Raw genomic sequence first — 20,457 nt, 5'->3', positions numbered from 1 at the left:
CTATCAACACGAACACCCTGCCAGAGGCGCCCTGCCACGGCATAGCGACCAAGCGGTCCCGATGGCCACGCGCCGACCAGCGGCGCCCTGCCGCGCCGCTCAGTTGCCTTTCAGGCCGACCCAGGCCGGCGCGTGGTCGCTGGCATGTTCCTCGCCGCGCACCCAGCGGTCGACGCCGGCATCCTGCAGCCGCGGCGCCAGGTCGGGGCTGAGCAGCAGGTGGTCGATGCGCAGCCCCGAATCCTTCTGCCAGTGCTGGCGGAAATAGTCCCAGAAGGTAAAGACCGGCTCGTCCGGGTAGCGCGCGCGCAGTGCATCGGTCCAGCCCTGGGCCAGCAGGCGCTGGTAGCACTCGCGGCTTTCCGGCTGCAGCAGCGCGTCCTTGCGCCAGGAGCGCGGGTTGTAGATGTCGGCATCGGTCGGCACCACGTTGTAGTCGCCGGCCAGCACCACCGGATGCCCGCTGGCCAGGAGCGCTGCGGCGTGCTCGATCAGCCGCTCGAACCAGGCCAGCTTGTAGTCGAACTTCGGCCCCGGCTGCGGGTTGCCGTTGGGCAGGTAGAGGCTGGCGACGATCACCCCGTGCACCGCGGCTTCCAGGTAGCGGCTATGGCTGTCGTCCGGGTCGCCCGGCAGGCCGCGGCGGATCTCCAGCGGCTCGCCGTCGCGGGCGAGGATGGCAACGCCATTCCAGGACTTCTGCCCGTGCCAGATCGCGCCGTAGCCGGCGCCACGGATGTCGTCGATGGGGAAGTCGGCGTCCTGTGCCTTGAGCTCCTGCAGGCAGACCACGTCAGGCTGCTCGCGCGCCAGCCATTCGAGCAGGTTGGGCAGGCGCGCGCGGATGCCATTGATGTTGAAGGTGGCGATTTTCAGCGTGTCCACGACAGGCCTCGACGAAAAAAGCTGGTTTGAGCGTAGCAGCTGAAGTGAGCCGTGCCGGCAGCTGCGGCGCACGAGCGCGTTCCGGCACCGGCCTGTGCTCAGACTGACCGGCGCCCGGGCGGTTCAACCGAAGCACTCTAAATCGCCACTTTCAGCGCACCTCCCAGTAGCCCGGTGCGTTGTAGATGTCCTTCAGGTAGTCGATGAAGAAACGCACCTTGGCCGGCAGGTAGCGCTGCTGCGGGTAGACGGCCTGGATGTCGTAGGCCGGCAACGCGTACTCGTCGAGTACCGTGACCAGCTCGCCGCGCTTGAGCTCGGCCTGGATCTCCCACGTCGAGCGCCAGCCGATGCCCAGGCCCTGCTTGACCCAATCGAACAACAGTTCGCCGTCGTTGCAGTCCAGGTTGCCGGCCACACGAATGGCCACCTGCCGGCCGTCACGCAGAAAGGTCCAGCCGCGCTGCTGGCCGCCCTGCAGGTTGAAGGCCAGGCAGTTGTGCTCGGCCAGCTCTTCGAGGGTGGCCGGCGTGCCGTGGCGGGCGAAGTACTCCGGCGAGCCGCAGACCACCCGCCGGTTGGCAAACAGCCGCACCGCCACGTAGTTGGGGTCGGTCACCTCGCCGATGCGAATGCCCATGTCGTAGCCGTGGCGCACCAGGTCGACCACGCTGTCGGTGAAATTGAACGACAGCTGCAGGTCCGGGTAGCGCGCCTGGAACGCCGGTGCGTGCGGGCCGATATGCCGCCGCCCGAATGCCGCCGGCGCCGACACCACCAGGTGGCCGCGTACCGAGGTGCGGTCGTGGCTGATGCTGGCGTCCACCTCATCGAAGTCCTTGAGCAACCCGCGGGCGCGCTCCAGATACTGCTCGCCCAGATCGGTCAGCGACAGGCCGCGGGTGGAGCGGTGCATCAGCTTGACGCCCAGGTGTCGCTCCAGCGCATCCAGCCGCCGCCCCATCACCACCGGGGTGACGTTCTCCTTGTGCGCGGCGGCGGCGAAGCTGCCGCAGTCGGCCACCAGCACGAAGCTGCGCAGGGTCGTATAGCGATCCATTCGATACTCCTGATATCGACAGAACTGAAGTCTCGGCCAATTCCGCCACGGAATCCAGGGCGGCATGCTTGGGCCACGTAGAAAAACTATCGAATAAAAAGGCAGCCACGATCCAGCGAGCTAGCGATCCGCTTCTAACGCAGCAGGGCCGACGCGCAGCAGATCGTGAACAGATTCCAAGAATCAGGAGGAAGAACCATGGCCCGCATGAGAGCAATCGACGCCGCCGTCGCGGTAATGCGCAAGGAAGGCATCGACACCGCCTTCGGCATCCCCGGCGCCGCGATCAATCCGCTGTATTCCGCCCTGCGGGCCGATGGCGGCATCCGTCATATCCTCGCCCGCCACGTCGAGGGCGCCTCGCACATGGCCGAGGGCTACACCCGTGCCAAGCCTGGCAACATCGGCGTGTGCATCGGCACCTCGGGCCCGGCCGGCACCGACATGATCACCGGCCTGTACTCGGCTTCGGCCGACTCCATTCCGATCCTCTGCATCACCGGGCAAGCACCGCGTGCCCGCCTGCACAAGGAAGATTTCCAGGCCGTGGACATCGAGTCCATCGCCAAGCCGGTCACCAAGTGGGCGGTCACCGTACTCGAGCCGGCACTGGTCCCGCGCGTGTTCCAGCAGGCCTTCCACGTGATGCGCTCCGGCCGCCCCGGCCCGGTGCTGATCGACCTGCCGTTCGACGTGCAGATGGCCGAGATCGAGTTCGACGTCGACACCTACGAGCCGCTGCCGGTCTATAAGCCGGCGGCAACCCGCAAGCAGATCGAGAAGGCCATCGACATGCTCTGCGCCGCCGAACGTCCGCTGATCGTCGCCGGTGGCGGCATCTACAACGCCGCGGCCGAGGCCTTGCTGGTGGAATTCGCCGAGACCGTCGGCGTGCCGGTGATCCCGACGCTGATGGGCTGGGGCTCGATCCCCGACGACCATCCGCTGATGGCCGGCATGTGCGGGCTGCAGACCAGCCACCGCTACGGCAACGCGACGATGCTCGAATCCGACTTCGTGCTCGGCATCGGCAACCGCTGGGCCAACCGCCACACCGGTTCGGTGGAGACCTATACCAAGGGCCGTACCTTCGTTCACGTCGATATCGAGCCGACCCAGATCGGTCGGGTGTTCGCGCCGGACTACGGCATCGTCTCCGACGCCCGCGCCGCGCTGGAGCTGTTCGTCGACGTGGCCAAGGCACGCAAGGCCGAAGGCCGTCTGCCGGATCGCCGCGCCTGGGCCGCCGACTGCCTGGAACGCAAGCGCACGATGTTGCGCAAGACCAACTTCGACAGCGTGCCGATGAAGCCGCAGCGCGTGTACCAGTGCATGAACAACGCCTTCGGCAAGGACACCTGCTACGTCAGCACCATCGGCTTGTCGCAGATCGCCGCCGCGCAGTTCCTGCATGTCTACCAGCCGCGCAACTGGATCAACTGCGGCCAGGCCGGCCCGCTCGGCTGGACCATTCCGGCGGCGCTCGGTGTGGTTGCCGCGGACCCGGCGCGCAAGGTGGTGGCGCTGTCGGGCGACTACGACTTCCAGTTCATGATCGAGGAACTGGCCGTCGGTGCGCAGTTCAAGCTGCCCTACCTGCACATCCTGGTGAACAACGCCTACCTCGGGCTGATCCGCCAGGCGCAGCGCGGCTTCGACATGGATTACTGCGTGCAGCTCGGCTTCGAGAACATCAATGCCGACCAGAGCGGCATGGAAGGCTACGGCGTCGATCACGTCGCGGTGGTCGAGGGCCTGGGCTGCAAGGCGCTGCGCGTGTTCAAGCAGGAAGACCTGCGCCCGGCCATCGAGCAGGCCCAGGCCTGGATGGCCGAGCACCAGGTGCCGGTGGTGATCGAGGTGATCCTCGAGCGGGTGACCAACATCGCCATGGGCACCGAGATCGACGCGATCAACGAGTTCGAGGCGCTGGCCAGCTGCCGCGAGGACGCACCGACGGCGGTTGGGTTGCTGGATTGAAGCCATGCGACACGGTGGATAAGCCGCAAGCGGCGTTATCCACCCTACGCCACGCCAGCCAGTGCAACCGTAGGGTGGATATCGCGAAGCATATCCACCGCAAACGCAACACCCAGGGTGGCCACCACACCACCGCAATGCAGAACCGAATGTGATCCCTACAGATCAGGAGAAAACCATGCCCCGCTTTGCCGCCAACCTGTCGATGCTGTTCACCGAGCAGGACTTCATGGACCGCTTCGCCGCTGCCGCCCAGGCCGGCTTTTCCGGTATCGAGTACCTGTTCCCCTACGATTACCCGGCCGAGGAGATCAAGGCCCGGCTGGATGCCAACAAGCTGACGCAGGTGCTGTTCAACCTGCCGGCCGGTGACTGGGCCGGTGGCGAGCGTGGCATCGCGATCTTCCCCGAGCGGGTCGAGGAATTCCGCGCCGGCGTAGACCAGGCCATCGCCTACGCCAAGGTACTGGGCAACACCCAGGTCAACTGCCTGGCCGGCATCGTTCCCAAGGGTGCCGACCTCGGCAAGCTGGAAATCACCTTTATCGAGAACCTGCGCTACGCCGCGCAAAAGCTCGAGGAGGCCGGCATTCGCCTGGTGATGGAGATGATCAACACCCGCGACATCCCGCGTTTCTTCCTCAACAACACCTCGCAGGCGCTGGAGCTGCGCGACAAGGTCGGCCACGCCAACCTCTCGCTGCAGTACGACATCTATCACATGCAGATCATGGAAGGCGATCTGGCGCGGACCATGGAAAACAACCTGGCGGCGATCAACCACGTGCAGCTGGCCGACAACCCCGGCCGCCACGAACCAGGGACCGGCGAGATCAACTACCGCTTCCTGTTCGAGCACCTGGACCGCATCGGCTACCAGGGCTGGGTCGGCTGCGAATACAAGCCGGCCACCACCACCGAGGCCGGCCTCGGCTGGCTGAAGAGCCACAACGCCATCTGACACGCTCACGCGGCAACGCAGGCCGCTGCGCGGCCTGCCCCCTACAGAATCGAGGAGAACACTCATGGCTAAAATCGGATTCATCGGCACCGGCATCATGGGCAAGCCCATGGCAATCAACCTGCAGAAAGCCGGTCACCAGATCTTTCTGTCCCAGCACCACGATCAGGCCCCGGCCGAACTGACCGAAGCCGGCGCCATCGGCCTGGCCAACCCGCAGGAAGTCGCCCAGGAAGCCGAGTTCATCATCGTCATGGTGCCGGACACCCCGCAGGTCGAGGACGTGCTGTTCCGTGCCGACGGCGTGGCCGCCGGCGTCGGTGCCGGCAAGGTGGTGATCGACATGAGCTCGATCTCGCCTACCGCCACCAAGCAGTTCGCCGAGAAGATCAAGGCCACCGGCGCTGAATACCTCGACGCCCCGGTATCCGGTGGTGAGGTGGGTGCCAAGGCCGCCACCCTGTCGATCATGGTCGGTGGCAGCGAAGCGGCCTTCGAGCGCGCGCTGCCACTGTTCCAGGCGATGGGCAAGAACATCACCCGCGTCGGCGAGAGCGGCGACGGCCAGACCGCCAAGGTCGCCAACCAGATCATCGTCGCGTTGAACATCCAGGCGGTCGCCGAAGCGCTGCTGTTCGCCGCGAAGAACGGGGCTGATCCGGCCAAGGTGCGCGAGGCGCTGATGGGCGGCTTCGCCGGCTCGAAGATCCTCGAGGTACACGGCGAGCGCATGATCAAGGGCACCTTTGATCCGGGCTTCCGCATCGCCCTGCACCAGAAGGATCTCAACCTCGCCCTCAACGGCGCGCGTGAGCTGGGCCTGAACCTGCCCAACACCGCCAATGCCCAGCAGGTATTCAGCACCTGCGCGGCGATCGGCGGCAGCGGCTGGGACCACTCGGCGCTGATCAAGGGCCTGGAGCACATGGCCAACTTCTCGATCCGCAAGGACTGACCCGCTTCGAGCCCGCTGCACCCGAATCTGCGACGACCGCCTTCAGACAGACAGCAATCCATCCGGCGGTGGTAGTCGCGGCACAAGGTGCCGCGGTGCTCAAAGGGTTGAGCCAGCGCTGCGCGGGGCCGGAATCACAGCGTCCCCCCACGACCAGGAACCTGCGCAGCGCCTGGTTCATCCGCCACCTCCGGGTGGCACCTCGACCTGCCCGGCAGGAGATGTCACGGCTCGAATGCCGGGCGGGTCGATTTCAGTCCTCAGCGCTTGCGTGCCCGAGCGTTAAGGTCTGCAATCGGCCCTCTGCAAGAAAAGACCAAGGAGCCAGAGATGCCCATCGATCCCCAAGCCCTGCTGCGCCAGCTGTTCGACAGCGCCATCGAAGCCGCCCATCCGCGCCATGTGCTGGCCGACCATCTGCCCGAAGACCGCAGCGGCCGCGCCATCGTCATCGGCGCCGGCAAGGCGGCCGCGGCCATGGCCGAAGCCATCGAGAAGGTCTGGGAAGGCGAGCTGTCCGGGCTGGTGGTGACCCGCTACGAGCACCACGCCGACTGCCGGCGCATCGAGGTGGTCGAGGCCGCGCACCCGGTGCCGGACGACGCCGGCGAGCGCGTCGCCCGCCGGGTGCTGGAGCTGGTCAGCAACCTCGAGGAAAGCGACCGGGTGATCTTCCTGCTCTCCGGCGGCGGCTCCTCGCTGCTGGCGTTGCCGGCCGAAGGCATCTCGCTGGCCGACAAGCAGGCGATCAACAAGGCGCTGCTGCGCTCCGGCGCGCACATCGGCGAGATGAACTGCGTGCGCAAGCACCTCTCGGCGATCAAGGGCGGCCGCCTGGCCAGAGCCTGCTGGCCGGCCAGCGTGTACACCTACGCGATTTCCGACGTGCCCGGCGACGAGGCCACGGTGATCGCCTCCGGCCCCACCGTCGCCGACCCGACCACCTCCGCCGAGGCGCTGGCAATCCTCGAGCGCTACCACATCGAGGTGCCGGCCAATGTGCGCGTCTGGCTCGAGGACCCGCGCTCGGAGACGCTCAAGCCGGGCGATCCGCTGCTCGCGCGCAGCCACTTCCAGCTGATCGCCACGCCGCAGCAGTCGCTCGACGCCGCCGCTGAAGTGGCCCGCGCCGCCGGTATCACCCCACTGATCCTCGGCGACCTGGAGGGCGAGGCACGCGAGGTGGCCAAGGTGCATGCCGGCATCGCCCGCCAGGTGGTGCTGCACGGCCAGCCGATCGCCGCGCCCTGCGTGATCCTCTCCGGCGGCGAGACCACCGTGACCGTGCGCGGCAACGGCCGCGGCGGGCGCAACGCCGAGTTCCTGCTCGCCCTGACCGAGGCGCTGCAAGGCCTGCCCGGCGTCTACGCCCTGGCCGGCGACACCGACGGCATCGACGGCTCGGAGGACAACGCCGGCGCGCTGATGACCCCGGACAGCTTCGCCCGTGCCGAGGCGCTGGGCCTGCGCGCCGCCGACGCGCTGGCCGACAACGATGGCTATGGCTACTTCGCCGCGCTGGACGGCCTGATCGTCACCGGCCCGACCCGCACCAACGTCAACGACTTCCGCGCCATCCTGGTCCTGCCGCCGTCGCGCAGCTAGCGGCCAGGCCAGCGGCGGGCCCCTGGCGCGGGCCCGCTGGCGCTTTCCGACAATACCTGCCGATAGAGCCCTGCCATGACACCCGACAAGAAGGTCAAGATCCTCGCCACCCTCGGCCCGGCCACCCGCAGCGTCGATGACGTGCGCGCGCTGGTGGAAGCCGGCGTCAACCTGTTCCGCCTCAACTTCAGCCACGGCGAGCATGCCGACCACGCCGAGCGCTTCGGCTGGATCCGCCAGGTCGAGCGCGAGCTGAACCAGCCGATCGCCATCCTCATGGACCTGCAAGGGCCCAAGCTGCGCGTCGGCCGCTTCCGCGACGGCAAGGTGCAGTTGGTGCGTGGGCAGACCCTGCGCCTGGACCTGGACGAGACGCCGGGCGACAGCAGCCGGGTCAACCTGCCGCATCCGGAAATTATCGCCGCGCTGGAACCGGGCATGACCCTGCTGATCGACGACGGCCGCCTGCGCCTGACCGTGCTGTCCAAGCGCGACGACGCCATCGAGACGCGGGTGATGGCCGGCGGCGAGCTGTCCGACCGCAAGGGCGTGAACGTGCCCGAGGCGGTGCTGCAGCTCTCGCCGCTGACGGCGAAGGACCGCCGCGACCTGGCCTTCGGCCTGGAGCTGGGCGTGGACTGGGTGGCGCTGTCGTTCGTCCAGCGCCCGCAGGACATTCACGAGGCCCGCGCACTGATCGGCGAGCGTGCCTTCCTCATGGCCAAGATCGAGAAGCCCTCGGCGGTGCAGCACCTGCGCGAGATTGCCCGACTGTCGGACGCGATCATGGTGGCGCGTGGCGACCTCGGCGTGGAGCTGCCGGCCGAGAACGTGCCGCGGGTGCAGAAGAACATCGTCGCCACCTGCCGCCAGCTTGGCCGGCCGGTGGTGGTGGCCACGCAGATGCTCGAGTCGATGCGCTTCTCGCCGGCGCCGACCCGCGCCGAGGTCACCGACGTGGCCCATGCCGTGGCCGAGGGTGCCGACGCGGTGATGCTCTCGGCCGAGACCGCCTCGGGCGACTACCCGCTCGAAGCGGTGAGCATGATGAGCAAGATCATCCGCCAGGTGGAAAGCGGCCCGGAATTCCAGGCCCAGCTCGACGTGCACCGGCCCCACGCCGAGGCGACGCTGCCGGATGCGATCAGCTGCGCGATCCGCCGTATCAGCGGCATCCTGCCGGTCGCGGTGCTGGTCAACTACACCGAGTCCGGCCGCTCCAGCCTGCGCGCCTCGCGCGAGCGCCCGGCCACGCCGATCCTCAGCCTGACGCCGAGCATCGCCACGGCGCGCAAGCTGACCGTCGCCTGGGGCGTCTACTCGGTGATCGATGCGCCGATGCGCGACATGGAACAGGTCTGCCAGAACGCCCTGGAGCTGGCCCGCGCACAAGGCATGGCCGGCAGCGGCGACACCGTGCTGGTCACCGCCGGCGTGCCGCTCGGCAAGCCCGGCACCACCAACTCGCTGCGCATCGAAATCCTCGACTGAGGCCGGCGGCTCCCCAGCGTTTCATCGACCGCGAGGCGCCTGCCGCCTCGCGCCCCTGCGTTCGTCCCGAGAATCCGCCCCCATGTCCGGCCTGCTTCGTTCCTGGCTGCACGGCTTGAGCCAGACCTTCCTGCAGGCGCATGCCGGCTGCGGCCTGCTGGTGCTGCTGGCAGTGGCGCTCGGCGCACCGGCGCTGCTGGTCGGCGTGTTGCCGGGTGTCGTCGTGGCGACGTGCTGGGCAGGGATGCGCGGCGCGGCGCCGGTCGATATCGCGCTCGGCCTGTACGGCTACAACGCAGCCCTGCTCGGCGGCCTGGCCGTGCTCGTGCTGGGGCTGACGCCGGTGGGCCTGGCGCTGGCGCTGCTCGGCGCGGTCGCCAGCTGCCCGCTGCAGGCGGGCCTGTTGCACGCGCTGCGCTCGCGCCGCTGGCCACCGGGCTTCACCCTGCCCTTCATCCTGCTGGGCTGGGCCCTGCTTGCGCTGGCCGGCGGCGCGGCGCCGGCCGTGGCTGCGCCAGCGTCCCTTGCCGAGCTGCCGCTGGGCGTGCTGCGCGGCATCGCCCAGGTGATCCTGCTGGACAACGCGGCCAGCGGCGCCTGCCTGCTGCTCGGCGTGGCGCTGGCCGATCGCCGGGCCGCGCTCTGGCTGGCGCTCGGCTCGACGACCGGCCTGCTGGCGGGCCTGGGCTTCGACCTCGCCGGCGCCGCGAATGGCCTGCATGGCTTCAACCCGGCGCTGGCCGCGCTGGCTGCCAGCCAGGTCCATCGCGGCCTGTGGCCGCTGCTGGCCGCCGTGCTGGCTGCGCCGCTGGCGCTGGCCGCGCACTGGCTCGGCGTGCCGCTGCTGACGCTGCCCTTCATCCTCGCCTGCTGGGCACTGCGCGGGCTCGTCCGGCCGGGCGACGCTCAGCCGCAGGTGGCGCGCGGGTCCTGATCGCGCGGGTAGCAGCGCTCTTCCTCGAGGCCGCCGTCCTTGTCGTGGATCTTCACCGAGGCGGTGCGCAGCTTCATGTAGTCGCGGGTCTCGTTGAGGATTTCCTCCCGGGTCGCCGCCTCGATCAGCACACGGCGGTCGCCCTCCTCCTTGAGCACCCAGCGGCCGTCTTCATGGATGACGTGGTAGTTCTGCATCGTTTGCCTCCGGCGAGTTCGGGTTCGTGCGTTAGAGGCCGGCGAGAGTGGGTCGGTTCGCCGCAGGCCGAAGGGTACAAACGACCCTCACGGTCGATAAAACCCCGGATCGTTCGGGTAAATCGCACCCCGCCCCACGGACAGACCTTGATTTCAGTCAATTCCAGGCCTGGTACGGAAGTTGAAACACGAGGGCAGACACATCGCCCCCGCGAGGCGGTGAACCATCCCGAAAGAGGAGTCATCCATGCTTTGCGCCGAACACCGTGCCCTGATCAAAGCCACCGTCCCGCTGCTGGAGAGCGGCGGCGAGGCCCTGACCACGCACTTCTACAACATCATGCTCAGCGAGTACCCCGAGGTGCGCCCGCTGTTCAACCAGGCCCACCAGGCCAGCGGCGACCAGCCCCGCGCACTGGCCAACGGCGTGCTGATGTACGCCAGGCACATCGACCGACTGGAGGCGCTGGGCGACCTGGTCGGACAGATCGTCAACAAGCACGTGGCCCTGCAGGTGCTGCCCGAGCACTACCCGATCGTCGGCAGCTGCCTGCTGCGCGCCATCCGTGAAGTGCTCGGCGCCGAGATCGCCACCGACGCGGTGATCGATGCCTGGGGCGCGGCCTACCAGCAGCTGGCCGGCATCCTCATCGGCGCCGAGCAGGCGCGCTACGACGCGGCGGCCCAGGCACCCGGCGGCTGGCGTGGCGCGCGGCGCTTCGTCATCGCGCGCAAGGTTCCGGAGAGTGCCGAGATCACCTCCTTCTACCTGCAAGCCGAGGACGGCGGCCCGCTGATGGACTACCTGCCCGGGCAGTACATCGGCCTGCGCCTGCAGGTCGACGGCCAGGAAGTGCGCCGCAACTACTCGCTGTCGGCAGCCAGCAACGGCCGCAGCTATCGCATCAGCGTCAAGCGCGAGGCCGGCGGGCTGGTGTCCAACGCCCTGCACGGCATGGCCGAGGGCGAGGTGGTCGAGCTGTTCGCACCGGCCGGGCAGTTCACCCTCGAGCCCAGCGACAAGCCGCTGGTGCTGATCAGCGGCGGCGTCGGCATCACCCCGACCCTGGCGATGCTCGAGTCGGCGCTGGAGCAGTCCCGGCCAATCCGCTTCATCCACTGTGCCCGCAATGCCGAGGTGCACGCCTTCCGCGAGCAGGTCGACGCCCTCAGCGCCGAGCACGCGCAGCTGGAGCGCTTCTACTGCTACGAGCAGGACCAGGCCGGCGAGCGCCGCCCCGACGCCGTCGGCCTGCTCAGCGAGGCGCACCTGGCCGAGTGGCTGCCCGAGCGCGACGTGGACGTCTACTTCCTCGGCCCGCGCCCGTTCATGGCGGCGGTCAAGCGCCAGTTGCAGTCGCTCGGCGTGCCGCCGGCGCAGGTCCGCTACGAGTTCTTCGGCCCGGCCGCCGCCCTGGAGTGACGGCCACAGGCAAACCCACGACATGAGGTAAGCACCATGCGCGATGCCCACCATGACCCGCTACGCCTGCTGCATCTGGCCAACCTGCTGATGACCGTCGGTGTTCTGCTGCTCCTGCTGGGCGTCGCCGGCGCCTACCTGCTGGATCGTCATCTCACGCTGGGACAGGTCGTGCTGTCCCATGCGCTGGTCATCCTCGGCCCGACCGCGCTGAAGATCGGCTACGTGATGCGCCTGCTGGCACAACGGCAACTTTCACTGTTGGCCTGATATTCGGCGATTCAATTAATCGCCCTGTTTGCGCAAGAAAACAGGCGCCCGATTTTCAACACTTGCACTTGGCCATACCGGCAATAAATACGTGGAAAACCACTCGTCTGCCGTCTGCGCTTGAATGGAAACTCTTGACCGGGCCCCTGCTCTGAATCCATGACGGCTGATGAAGACGCACTTTCATCGGCCGCGGCAAGTCTCTATCCATCGAGGAGAAAAAGACATGGCTAACAACAACCCTGGCAACTTCGCCAACGACCGCGAGAAGGCTTCCGAAGCAGGCCGCAAGGGCGGCCACAACAGCGGCGGCAACTTCGCCAATGACCGCGAGAAGGCCTCCGAGGCCGGACGCAAGGGTGGCCAGAACAGCCACGGCGGCGGTCGCAACAGCAGCAAGTAAGCGGCAACTGCAAATAAACAAGGGGTATGGGCTCGCCTTTACCCCTTGTTTATTTGCGGCAGGTATTAAATGCAACAAGCAGCCGGGCGCCAAGTTCGCTTCGCTGCATATCCAATCAAAACTTCATATATCCCAGGCCACGCAACTTGCCCGCACACGAAGAACCGCTAAACCCGGGTGACCAGGCGCTGGCAGGCACGCCCGGCAGCGGCGAGAATCTCTGCCCCGACTGCCATGGCAGCGGCATGTGCAACGACGCCCCTTGCACAACCTGCGGCGGAACCGGCAAGGTCATCGAGGGCATCGGCGGCGGTTGAAGCGGACGAAGCCCTGCCCGTTCACAGCTGCGTGGGAGCTTCGATGACCAGCGCCTTTTCCGACGAGATCGTCCCCAGCCTGCTGGATACCGATTTCTACAAGCTGACGATGATGCAGGCGGTCCTGCACCACTACCCCAACGCCAAGGTGGAGTGGGCCTTTCGCTGCCGCTCCGACGAAGACCTGACCCCGCACCTGGGCGCCATCGTCGAGCAGATCGAGCGCCTGGCCGAGCTGCGCATGCAGCCCGAGGAGCTGGCCTTCCTCGAGCACATTCCCTACATGCAGCCGGACTTCATCCGCTTCCTCGGGCTGTTCCGTTTCGACCTGCGCTACCTCGACATCCAGGCCCAGGGCGGCGAGCTGGTGATCCACCTGCGCGGCCCCTGGCTGCACGTGATCCTCTTCGAGGTGCCGCTGCTGGCGATCATCAGCGAGATGCGCAACCGCGCGCTCAACCCTCGGGTCACGCTCGAGCAGGCCCACGAGCGGCTGCAGGACAAATGCGCCTGGCTGCGCGCCCAGGCCAGCGAGGAAGAGCTGGCCGAGTTCACCCTGGCCGATTTCGGTACCCGCCGGCGCTTCTCCCATGCGGTGCAGCGGATGGTCGTCGGCGAGTTGCCGGCGATCTTTCCCGGGCACTTCGTCGGCACCAGCAACGTGCATCTGGCACGCACGCTGGGCCTGCGCCCGATGGGCACCATGGCCCACGAATGGATCATGGCGCACCAGCAGCTCGGCCCGCGGCTGATCGACAGCCAGCGTGCCGCGCTGGACTGCTGGGTGCGCGAATACCGCGGCGCGCTGGGCATCGCACTGACCGACTGCATCACCATGGATGCCTTTCTGCGCGACTTCGATCTGTTCTTCGCCAAGCTGTTCGACGGCCTGCGGCACGACTCGGGCGACCCGCTCGAGTGGGCGGAGAAGGCCATCGCCCATTACCACGGGCTGGGCATCGACCCGCGCAGCCGCCAGCTGGTGTTCTCCGACGGGCTGGATTTCGCCCGCGCGCTGGAGATCTACCGGGCGCTGGTCGGGCGCTGCAAGCCGAGCTTCGGCATCGGCACCGGGCTGACCTGCGACATCCCCGGCGTGCGGCCGACCAACATGGTGATCAAGATGACCGCCTGCAACGGCCAGCCGGTGGCGAAGATCTCCGACTCGCCGGGCAAGACCATGTGCCGCGACCCGGCCTTCGTCAGCTACCTACGCCACGTATTCGGCCTGGGCCAGGCCTGAATCCTGTTCCTCGGCAGGCCGCTGGCCGGCCTGCAGGCAGTTGCGCCCGGCGCCCTTGGCCTCGTACATGCGCCGATCGGCCAGCTCCAGCAGCTCGCGCATGTCCGCCACGCCATCGTCGCGCCGCTCGGCCAGGCCGATGCTTGCGGTCAGCGGGCAACCCTCGGGGCGCACGCCCAGGCCATTGCGCAGCACCCGGGCCAGGGCCAGCTGCGCCTGCGCCAGGTCGGTGTCCGGCATGATCAGCAGGAACTCCTCGCCGCCCCAGCGCACCAGGCTGTCGCTGCCACGCAGGCTGCCGAGCATCGCCCGGGCGGCCTCGCGCAGGACCGCGTCGCCGGCCTCGTGGCCATGCTGGTCGTTGATCGCCTTGAAGTGGTCGAGGTCGATGAAGGCCAGCGCCAGCGGGCCGTCGCTGCGCCGCGCCGAGTCCCACTGCAGGCGCAGGATCTCCTCGCCGCTGCCGCGCGAGAAGATGCCGGTCAGCGGATCGCGGATGGCCTGGCGCACCAGCGCGACCATGAACGCCAGCTGGCTCATGCCGGCCAGGGTCGCCACCCCGCAGATCAGGATCAGCAACCAGAACGCCCCGGCGAACGACGGCCAGTTCAGCGTCGCCCAGCTCAGGTAGCCCGCCAGTGCCTGGGCCAGCAGCAGCACCACGCCCAGCACCAGGCTCTCGGCCAGGGTCAGCGGGAAGATCGTCAGCCCGGCCATCAGCACGAAGGGCAGGAACGCATAGCCCGCGCCGACCACCGCCGAGAACTGCGCCAGCTGGTAGGTGCCGAGCAGCGTGTGCGAGGCGATGTAGAACACCGTCGGGATGGCGAAGAGGATGGCGATCGCACGGTAGGCATCGAACAGGTTGCCGCTCGGGCGGTAGAACACCAGCAGCGCGGTGAAGGCCAGGCAGGCCGCCAGGCGGAAGCCGGCCAGCCACAGCCAGAGCGGCATGTCGAAGACCATCAGGTCGATCAGCGACCACAGCGGCGTGAGCACGGCGAAGAGAAAGGCGAACAGCCGAACGCGGTCGACGATCATCATCGCGCGGCGCTGGCAGAGCAGCAGCGGGTGGTCCTTGGGCGTCAGCAGGTGGCGCAGCTCGCGGGTCTTCAGCTCGCCGGGCAGCAACGTGGCAAGGCGGTTACGCAGCAGATCGATCAGTGCAGTCATTGTTGTTCTACCCACGGCAGGGAACACGCATTCAGACCCGGCCATTCCCGCACCCTGCGAAATCCCTGGGCTGCGCGTGATGGCATCCGGCCAGCAGCGCGATCCTAGCGAAGTCGCCGATCGATTCATTGAGCCAAGGCAAGAACAGTTGGATTTCTCCCGCGCCGGCCGCGCTATCCGTCTTTCGGGCGACAGCCGCGCCCGCCGAATCGCCCTTTGGTGCGCTGTTGCCGCCGGCCCGGCCTGGCTAGCTTGGCCGGGCGCCCGAATGCGCAGCAGAACAACAACAAGAAGGGAGAACCCGATGCATCCGACGACAAGACCGCTGGCCGCCCTGCTGCTGGCCATCCTCGCCGGCAGCGCCAGCGCCGCCGACGGCCCGTTCAGCCAGTTCATCAACTTCGGCGACTCGCTCAGCGATGCCGGCAACTTTCCCGACGTCGGCAGCCCGCTGCTGGGCGTCAATCCGACCGGCGGCTTGCGCTTCACCAACCGCACCGGTCCGACCTATGGCGACAACAACGTCGAGTACGGCGGCCAAGTCGCCACCCAGCTGCTGGCCGAGCGCCTGGGGCTGACCTCGCTGCCCTCCACCCCGCTGCTGCCGCAACTGCTGACCGGCAACCCGGACGGCACCAACTACGCCGTCGGCGGCTACCGTACCGACCAGATCCTCGACTCCATCACCGGCACCTCGACGGTGGCCGCCGGCGGCCTGAGCCGCTCGCGCCCCGGCTACCTGGTCGAGAATCCGCAGGCCGACCCGCATGCGCTGTACTACCTCAACGGCGGCGCCAACGACATCTTCCAGCTCTCCAGCCGGCCGACCACCATGGCCGCCGCGGCGGGCGACCTGGTGGCCGGCGTCAGCGCCCTGGCCGCTGCCGGGGCACGCTACATCATCGTCTCGGACCTCCCCGACGTCGGCAGCACCCCACTCGGTACCCTGACCGGCAACAGCGCCCAGCTCAACGCGCTCAGCGACCTGTACAACGCCGAGCTCGAGGCGCAGCTGCGCAGTTCCGGTGCCAACTACGTGCTGCTCAACAGCCGCCTGCTGCTCGACGAGGTACGCGCGGACCTGGCGCAATTCGGCTTCGCCGCCGACATCGAGCAGAACGCCGTGTGCTTCTCCGGCGACAGTTGCCTGGCCGATCCGACCTATGGCCGTGGCGGCAGCGCGCCCGACCCGGACCGCCTGCTGTTCAACGATGCCGTGCACCCGACCACCGCGCTGCACCGCATCAGCGCCGACTACCTGTACTCGATCGTCGCGGCGCCCTGGGAGATCTCGCGCCTGCCGGAGATGGGCCTGGCGGCGCTGCGCGCGCAGCAGCAGCAACTCGACCAGGCGCTGATGGCCCAGCGCGGCCACTGGCAACCGGTCGGCGAGTGGCGCATCCAGGCCGGCGGCGGCTATCGCAGCGTGGATTTCGACGGCTACGGCAGCGGTGACGGCGACAGCCAGTCGCTGTCGCTGAGCCTGTCCCACCGGCTGGACGAGCGCTGGCTGGCCGGCCTCAGCCTGGCGGTCGGCGAGCACGGCGTCAGCCTCGGCGCCGGCGAGTCCGACTACGACATGCGCAGCTACCTGGCGACCGCCTTTGCCCGCTACGAGCAGGATCGCCTGTTCGCCGACTTCACCCTCAGCGGCGGCCAGCTGGATTACCACGGCCTTGAGCGGCGCTTCGCGCTGGGCAGCAGCGAGCGCGTCGAAAAGGGTTCCACCGACGGGCAGCTCTGGGCAGTCGGCAGCAAGCTCGGCTTCAACCTGATGCAGGCGCAGGACGCGATGCACTTCGGGCCGTTCGTCGGCGTGAACTACCAGCGCGTGGAGGTCGACGGCTACCGCGAGCGCGGCGCGCGCTCCACCGCGCTGACCTTCGCCGACCAGGAGCGCGATTCGCTGCGCCTGTCGCTCGGCCTGTTCGGCGACCTGGCGCTGAGCGAGTGCACCCGCCTGTACGGCGAAGTGGCCCGCGAAGTGGAACGTGAAGACGAGGACGCGCAGGACCTGCGCCTGTCGCTCAACAGCGTGCCCGGCAACAGCTTCGAGCTACCCGGCGCGGTGCCGACGGGCGACCAGACGCGCTTCAGCCTCGGCCTGGCGCACCAGCTGACCCGCGATCTGGCGCTGCGGGCCAACTACCACTATCGCGGCAACGACGACCGCGACCACGGCCTGAACCTGTCGATCAGCTGGGACCTGTAAGCCGTTCGGGGCAACCTGGCGGTTGCCCCTGCCTACCGGTCAGCGCGCGTCGAGCTGGCCCTGCAGGTTGGCGATCTGGCCCTGCAGCGTGTTGATGTGGCGGGTCATCTGCGCGCGGAAGGCGTCGAACTCGCCGGTGGACGGGCCTTGCGCCGCGGCCGGGCGGTTCTCCAGCTCGCTGCGCAGCACCAGCAGGTCCTGCTCGAGGCGACTGATCGCCTGGCTCGGATTGCCGCGCTGCTGCAGGGCCTCGACATCCTTGCGCAGGGCATCGACCGCGGCGGACAGCCGCGCCTGGCCTTCCACCGAGGTCTTCAGCGTGGCCTGCTCGCTGCCAAGCGCCTTGACCGTCTCGCCCAGGCGCGCCAGCGCGGCCTGCTGCGCCTGCTGCTCGCTGGCGGCGGCCTCCATGCGCTTGCCCTGCTCTTCCAGGCGGCGCTCCTGGTTGCCCTGGCGCCCGTCGAGGCTCTGCTGCTCGGTGGCGAAGGCCTGCTGCTTGCGGCCGAGCTCCTGGACCTGGTTCTCCAGCTGGCGGATGCGCAGCTTGACCGCCTCGCTCTCGGTGGTGACGTTGGATTCGGTCGCGACCACCTTGCCGGAGATGTCCTGCAGGCGGCCGGCGGCATCCTCGCTGATCCGCGCGAAGCTCTCCTGGGTCGCCACCAGCTGCAGCTCCAGCGCGCCGATGCGCTGGTTGCTCCACCAGCCCAGCGCCACCAGGCCGATCAGCAGGGCCACCACCAGCGCCCACAGCGGCGCGGTGCTCGGGCCGCGCCGCCGCTGGCGCGAGCGTGCCGCCTCCGGCTCATCGTGCGGGGTCGGCCGGGTGATGGGCTCGAGCTCGGGGGCCGGATAGGGCGCATCGCGATCACGCGCGGCACTCAGGCTGGTGATCGGATCCACTTCGTCATGGGCATCGTTGCGCATGGAATTACCTTTCGTCGCGCGGCAGAAAAACAGTCGCGCAGTATAACGGTTAGTCGAAGGCCCCGGCAGCGCCGGGCGCACAGGCCGAGCCTGCACCGCGACAAGGCACGCCGGCGCCAGTCGCGCTCATTGCGGTGCGCAGCACGCCGCCCCGCCAGGCCGCCAGCGCCCCTGCGCAGGGCCACAAGGCCCGTCAGCCGCGGCCTGGCGCCGTTCGTCGCGAAGCGTACGGCCGGCAGGCGCGGGTTGGTATGGCCCTTGCTGGGTATCGGTTGCCAACGGATAGACACCCTCGACACGGATGTCGGCCCAACGGGCCAACGGAGAAGCACATGGAGCTGAACAAGGCCATCATCGATTGCATGCGCCAGCTGCGCCGTCGCCTGCGCGACGAGCAGCGGCTCGACATCCACCTCGACCAGCCCGATGCGGTGGCCGCGATGCTCGCCGCCTGCCTGCACTCGGCCGACGACGCCACCCAGGCCCTCGGCCGCCAGCTGGCCAGCCTGACCGATGCCGAACCGGCACCGCGCCCGGCACCACCGACAACGCCCGCCGACCGGGTGCGCATCTACCGCGGCCAGCGCGTCTACGCCTGACTCGCCGCGTCGCCCGGCACCAGCCAGCTTCCCGCGCAGCGCACCAGGTGCTGGGTCAGCTCGTCCAGCAGCGCCCCGCCATTGCGCCAGTGATGCCAGTACAGCGGCACGTCGATGGGCGGCCCGGACAGCACATCGACCAGCTCACCGCGATCAAGTTCGCCACGCACCTGCAGCTCCGGCGCCAGCCCCCAGCCCAGGCCGCTGCGCAACAGGCGTACGAAACCCTCGGAGGACGGACAGAGATGGTGAATGAAGCCGTCCGTGCCGCCGACCGCGGCCATGAAGCGGTGCTGCAGGCGATCGTCCGGGCCGAACACGATGGCCGGCGCGCGGGCCAGCGTCGCCGCGCTCGGCTGCCCGGCCAGGTGGCGCGCGATGAACGCCGGGCTGGCCAGCGCGCGGTAGCGCATCGAGCCCAGGTACTGGCTGCGCGCCCCGGCCAGCGGCCGCTCCGCGGCGCAGACGCAGGCCGCCACTTCGCCGGCGCGCATGCGCTTGAGGCCCACGGCCTGGTCCTCGACCACGTGGTCGAGCAGCACCCGGTGGCCCGCGCAGAACGGTGCCACCGCCCCGGCCCACCAGGTCGCCAGGCTGTCGGCGTTCAGGGCGATGCGCAGGCGCTCGGGCAGGCCGTCCTCGCCGAGGGCCGGCACCTGGTCCTGCAGGTCGCGCTCGAGCAGGCGCACCTGCTGCACATGGTTGAGCAGGCGCTGGCCCAGCTCGGTGGGCCTGGGCGGGGCGACGCGCAGCAGCACCGGCTGGCCGACCCGCGCCTCGAGCAGCTTGATGCGCTGCGACACCGCCGACTGCGACAGCCCCAGCGCCTGCGCGGCGCGTTCGAAACCGGCCTGCTCGACGACGGCGGCCAGGGCCGCGAGCAGCTTGTAGTCGAACATCTGTTTTCCTAATGAGGGTTAACGAAGATTCGTTTCTCTTATAAACCCCTCCATCCCAGACTGCCAGCCTCGACTTCGACAAGGCGGCAAGCATGGGTACCCTCTGGAGCAGCTACCTGAACGGCCTGGCGGTCACCGCCGGGCTGATCGTCGCCATCGGCGCGCAGAACGCCTTTGTCCTGGCGCAGAGCCTGCGGCGCGAGCATCACCTGCCGGTCGCCGCCCTCTGCGTGCTCTGCGATGCAGTCCTGATCAGCCTCGGCGTGTTCGGCCTCGCGGCCTTGCTGACCGAGAGCCCGACACTGCTCGCCGTGACCCGCTGGGCCGGCACCGCCTTCCTGCTCTGGTACGGCCTGCAGGCCCTGCGCCGGGCGCTGCGTCCGCAGGCCCTGGCGCAGAGCGAAAGCCGTCGGCCGCGTTCGCTGCGCGCGGTGCTGCTCGCTGCGCTGGCGGTGACCCTGCTCAACCCGCACGTCTACCTCGACACCGTGCTGCTGATCGGCTCGCTCGGCGCGCAGCAGGCCGAGCCGGGCGCCTACACCGCCGGCGCGGCGAGCGCCTCGCTGGCCTGGTTCAGCGCGCTGGCCCTCGGCGGCGCCTGGCTCGCCCCCTGGCTGGCGCGCCCGCTGACCTGGCGGCTGATCGACCTGGGGGTGGCCGGCATGATGTTCGCCGTCGCCGCGCAACTGGCGTTCAACGGCTGAGGCGTGCGGCGGAACGTCTACCGCCCCGCGCGGTCCACGCAAGGCAGCAGACGCCGCCGCCTGCGATGGGGTTTCCCGTACAGTTGCCGCGTGGTTTTGCCGCAGGTCGGGTGCTATGATCCCTGGCCTGCGGGTCGGAGACACAAGGCTCCGCCCCGCCAGTCCGGCCGCCCGTGACGGCCATAGATTTGCGCAATCCGTGTGGCGTGCGAAGGAACG

Annotated in this window: 19 protein-coding genes and 1 pseudogene; 14 read left to right on the top strand and 6 right to left on the bottom strand. The window is 68.7% G+C overall.

Translation table 11 applies throughout. The features are described from left to right. Positions 1-99: 99 nt before the first annotated feature. Entirely contained in the window at positions 100-885 is a 786-nt protein-coding gene (gene xth / locus L3N39_RS07590; RefSeq protein ID WP_237256726.1) for an exodeoxyribonuclease III, read from the bottom strand. A gap of 151 nt (positions 886-1,036) precedes the next feature. Next, positions 1,037-1,945, bottom strand: a complete 909-nt coding sequence (locus L3N39_RS07585; protein WP_237256725.1) for a LysR family transcriptional regulator — start codon at positions 1,943-1,945, stop codon at positions 1,037-1,039. A 198-nt stretch (positions 1,946-2,143) separates the two neighbouring features. Between L3N39_RS07585 and gcl the strand changes: the two genes are divergently transcribed. The 6 genes from gcl (at position 2,144) to L3N39_RS07555 (ending at position 9,871) form a co-directional block, all read left to right on the top strand. Further along, positions 2,144-3,925, top strand: coding sequence for a glyoxylate carboligase (gcl, locus tag L3N39_RS07580; protein WP_237256724.1), 1,782 nt, complete (start codon positions 2,144-2,146; stop codon positions 3,923-3,925). 178 nt (positions 3,926-4,103) lie between these two features. Then, positions 4,104-4,886 carry a hydroxypyruvate isomerase gene (gene hyi / locus L3N39_RS07575; RefSeq protein ID WP_237256723.1) on the top strand — a complete coding sequence of 261 codons (783 nt, stop codon included), beginning with the start codon at positions 4,104-4,106 and terminating at the stop codon, positions 4,884-4,886. 64 nt (positions 4,887-4,950) lie between these two features. Continuing rightward, positions 4,951-5,841 (top strand): 2-hydroxy-3-oxopropionate reductase, encoded by an 891-nt coding sequence (locus L3N39_RS07570; protein WP_043218982.1) that lies wholly within the window; start codon positions 4,951-4,953, stop codon positions 5,839-5,841. 330 nt (positions 5,842-6,171) lie between these two features. Next, entirely contained in the window at positions 6,172-7,446 is a 1,275-nt protein-coding gene (locus tag L3N39_RS07565; protein WP_237256722.1) for a glycerate kinase type-2 family protein, read from the top strand. A gap of 75 nt (positions 7,447-7,521) precedes the next feature. Next, positions 7,522-8,937, top strand: a complete 1,416-nt coding sequence (pyk, locus tag L3N39_RS07560; RefSeq protein ID WP_237256721.1) for a pyruvate kinase — start codon at positions 7,522-7,524, stop codon at positions 8,935-8,937. A gap of 82 nt (positions 8,938-9,019) precedes the next feature. Beyond that, on the top strand, positions 9,020-9,871 hold the full coding sequence (locus L3N39_RS07555) for an urea transporter (RefSeq protein WP_237256720.1): 852 nt from the start codon (positions 9,020-9,022) through the stop codon (positions 9,869-9,871). On the opposite strand, the gene L3N39_RS07550 is transcribed toward L3N39_RS07555, so the two are convergent. Next, entirely contained in the window at positions 9,844-10,068 is a 225-nt protein-coding gene (locus L3N39_RS07550; RefSeq protein ID WP_237256719.1) for a DUF2188 domain-containing protein, read from the bottom strand. The genes L3N39_RS07555 and L3N39_RS07550 overlap by 28 nt on opposite strands. Positions 10,069-10,315: 247 nt before the next feature. Here L3N39_RS07550 and hmpA point away from each other — a divergent pair, with 247 nt between their 5' ends. The 5 genes and pseudogenes from hmpA (at position 10,316) to pncB (ending at position 13,724) form a co-directional block, all read left to right on the top strand. Further along, positions 10,316-11,491 (top strand): NO-inducible flavohemoprotein, encoded by a 1,176-nt coding sequence (gene hmpA / locus L3N39_RS07545; RefSeq protein ID WP_237256718.1) that lies wholly within the window; start codon positions 10,316-10,318, stop codon positions 11,489-11,491. 36 nt (positions 11,492-11,527) lie between these two features. Continuing rightward, complete coding sequence (locus L3N39_RS07540) at positions 11,528-11,761, top strand: hypothetical protein (protein ID WP_237256717.1); 234 nt, start codon at positions 11,528-11,530, stop codon at positions 11,759-11,761. Positions 11,762-12,005: 244 nt separating this feature from the next. Next, positions 12,006-12,164: pseudogene (locus L3N39_RS07535) on the top strand (general stress protein); the annotation flags it as partial. A gap of 146 nt (positions 12,165-12,310) precedes the next feature. Further along, the gene (locus L3N39_RS07530; RefSeq protein ID WP_237256715.1) at positions 12,311-12,481 is read left to right on the top strand and encodes a hypothetical protein; all 171 of its coding nucleotides are present in this window, start codon (positions 12,311-12,313) and stop codon (positions 12,479-12,481) included. A 43-nt stretch (positions 12,482-12,524) separates the two neighbouring features. Continuing rightward, positions 12,525-13,724 (top strand): nicotinate phosphoribosyltransferase, encoded by a 1,200-nt coding sequence (gene pncB / locus L3N39_RS07525; protein WP_237256714.1) that lies wholly within the window; start codon positions 12,525-12,527, stop codon positions 13,722-13,724. On the opposite strand, the gene L3N39_RS07520 is transcribed toward pncB, so the two are convergent. Beyond that, entirely contained in the window at positions 13,692-14,897 is a 1,206-nt protein-coding gene (locus L3N39_RS07520) for a GGDEF domain-containing protein (protein WP_237256713.1), read from the bottom strand. The two genes, pncB and L3N39_RS07520, sit on opposite strands and share 33 nt — an antisense overlap. A 304-nt stretch (positions 14,898-15,201) precedes the next feature. Here L3N39_RS07520 and L3N39_RS07515 point away from each other — a divergent pair, with 304 nt between their 5' ends. After that, on the top strand, positions 15,202-17,109 hold the full coding sequence (locus L3N39_RS07515) for an autotransporter domain-containing SGNH/GDSL hydrolase family protein (protein WP_237256712.1): 1,908 nt from the start codon (positions 15,202-15,204) through the stop codon (positions 17,107-17,109). 39 nt (positions 17,110-17,148) lie between these two features. On the opposite strand, the gene L3N39_RS07510 is transcribed toward L3N39_RS07515, so the two are convergent. Then, positions 17,149-18,036: an ATPase gene (locus tag L3N39_RS07510; RefSeq protein WP_237256711.1), complete on the bottom strand. Its 888-nt coding sequence runs from the start codon at positions 18,034-18,036 to the stop codon at positions 17,149-17,151. Positions 18,037-18,368: 332 nt separating this feature from the next. On the opposite strand from L3N39_RS07510, the gene L3N39_RS07505 reads away from it, so the two are divergent. After that, on the top strand, positions 18,369-18,635 hold the full coding sequence (locus L3N39_RS07505) for a hypothetical protein (protein ID WP_237256710.1): 267 nt from the start codon (positions 18,369-18,371) through the stop codon (positions 18,633-18,635). Here L3N39_RS07505 and L3N39_RS07500 read toward each other — a convergent pair. Next, positions 18,626-19,534: a LysR family transcriptional regulator ArgP gene (locus L3N39_RS07500; protein ID WP_237256709.1), complete on the bottom strand. Its 909-nt coding sequence runs from the start codon at positions 19,532-19,534 to the stop codon at positions 18,626-18,628. The two genes, L3N39_RS07505 and L3N39_RS07500, sit on opposite strands and share 10 nt — an antisense overlap. Before the next feature lie 92 nt (positions 19,535-19,626). Between L3N39_RS07500 and L3N39_RS07495 the strand changes: the two genes are divergently transcribed. Continuing rightward, positions 19,627-20,238 (top strand): LysE/ArgO family amino acid transporter, encoded by a 612-nt coding sequence (locus L3N39_RS07495; RefSeq protein ID WP_237256708.1) that lies wholly within the window; start codon positions 19,627-19,629, stop codon positions 20,236-20,238. Positions 20,239-20,457: the final 219 nt, after the last annotated feature.

It is taken from the genome of Pseudomonas oligotrophica (assembly GCF_021726475.1).
GTDB classification, from domain to species: Bacteria; Pseudomonadota; Gammaproteobacteria; order Pseudomonadales; family Pseudomonadaceae; genus Stutzerimonas; species Stutzerimonas oligotrophica.
Note: the sequence above shows the minus strand (reverse complement) of the source record. Positions and strands in the feature narration are given on the sequence as shown.

Excerpts from the sequence above, each read along its gene's own strand:
- hmpA (WP_237256718.1), top strand. The coding sequence starts at position 10,316 with ATGCTTTGCGCCGAACACCGTGCCCTGATCAAAGCCACCGTCCCGCTG.
- L3N39_RS07495 (WP_237256708.1), top strand. The coding sequence starts at position 19,627 with ATGGGTACCCTCTGGAGCAGCTACCTGAACGGCCTGGCGGTCACCGCC.
- L3N39_RS07540 (WP_237256717.1), top strand. The coding sequence starts at position 11,528 with ATGCGCGATGCCCACCATGACCCGCTACGCCTGCTGCATCTGGCCAAC.
- hyi (WP_237256723.1), top strand. The coding sequence starts at position 4,104 with ATGCCCCGCTTTGCCGCCAACCTGTCGATGCTGTTCACCGAGCAGGAC.
- L3N39_RS07550 (WP_237256719.1), bottom strand. The coding sequence starts at position 10,068 with ATGCAGAACTACCACGTCATCCATGAAGACGGCCGCTGGGTGCTCAAG.
- L3N39_RS07565 (WP_237256722.1), top strand. The coding sequence starts at position 6,172 with ATGCCCATCGATCCCCAAGCCCTGCTGCGCCAGCTGTTCGACAGCGCC.
- L3N39_RS07520 (WP_237256713.1), bottom strand. The coding sequence starts at position 14,897 with ATGACTGCACTGATCGATCTGCTGCGTAACCGCCTTGCCACGTTGCTG.
- L3N39_RS07585 (WP_237256725.1), bottom strand. The coding sequence starts at position 1,945 with ATGGATCGCTATACGACCCTGCGCAGCTTCGTGCTGGTGGCCGACTGC.
- L3N39_RS07500 (WP_237256709.1), bottom strand. The coding sequence starts at position 19,534 with ATGTTCGACTACAAGCTGCTCGCGGCCCTGGCCGCCGTCGTCGAGCAG.
- pncB (WP_237256714.1), top strand. The coding sequence starts at position 12,525 with ATGACCAGCGCCTTTTCCGACGAGATCGTCCCCAGCCTGCTGGATACC.
- gcl (WP_237256724.1), top strand. The coding sequence starts at position 2,144 with ATGGCCCGCATGAGAGCAATCGACGCCGCCGTCGCGGTAATGCGCAAG.
- L3N39_RS07555 (WP_237256720.1), top strand. The coding sequence starts at position 9,020 with ATGTCCGGCCTGCTTCGTTCCTGGCTGCACGGCTTGAGCCAGACCTTC.
- L3N39_RS07510 (WP_237256711.1), bottom strand. The coding sequence starts at position 18,036 with ATGCGCAACGATGCCCATGACGAAGTGGATCCGATCACCAGCCTGAGT.
- L3N39_RS07570 (WP_043218982.1), top strand. The coding sequence starts at position 4,951 with ATGGCTAAAATCGGATTCATCGGCACCGGCATCATGGGCAAGCCCATG.
- L3N39_RS07515 (WP_237256712.1), top strand. The coding sequence starts at position 15,202 with ATGCATCCGACGACAAGACCGCTGGCCGCCCTGCTGCTGGCCATCCTC.
- pyk (WP_237256721.1), top strand. The coding sequence starts at position 7,522 with ATGACACCCGACAAGAAGGTCAAGATCCTCGCCACCCTCGGCCCGGCC.
- L3N39_RS07505 (WP_237256710.1), top strand. The coding sequence starts at position 18,369 with ATGGAGCTGAACAAGGCCATCATCGATTGCATGCGCCAGCTGCGCCGT.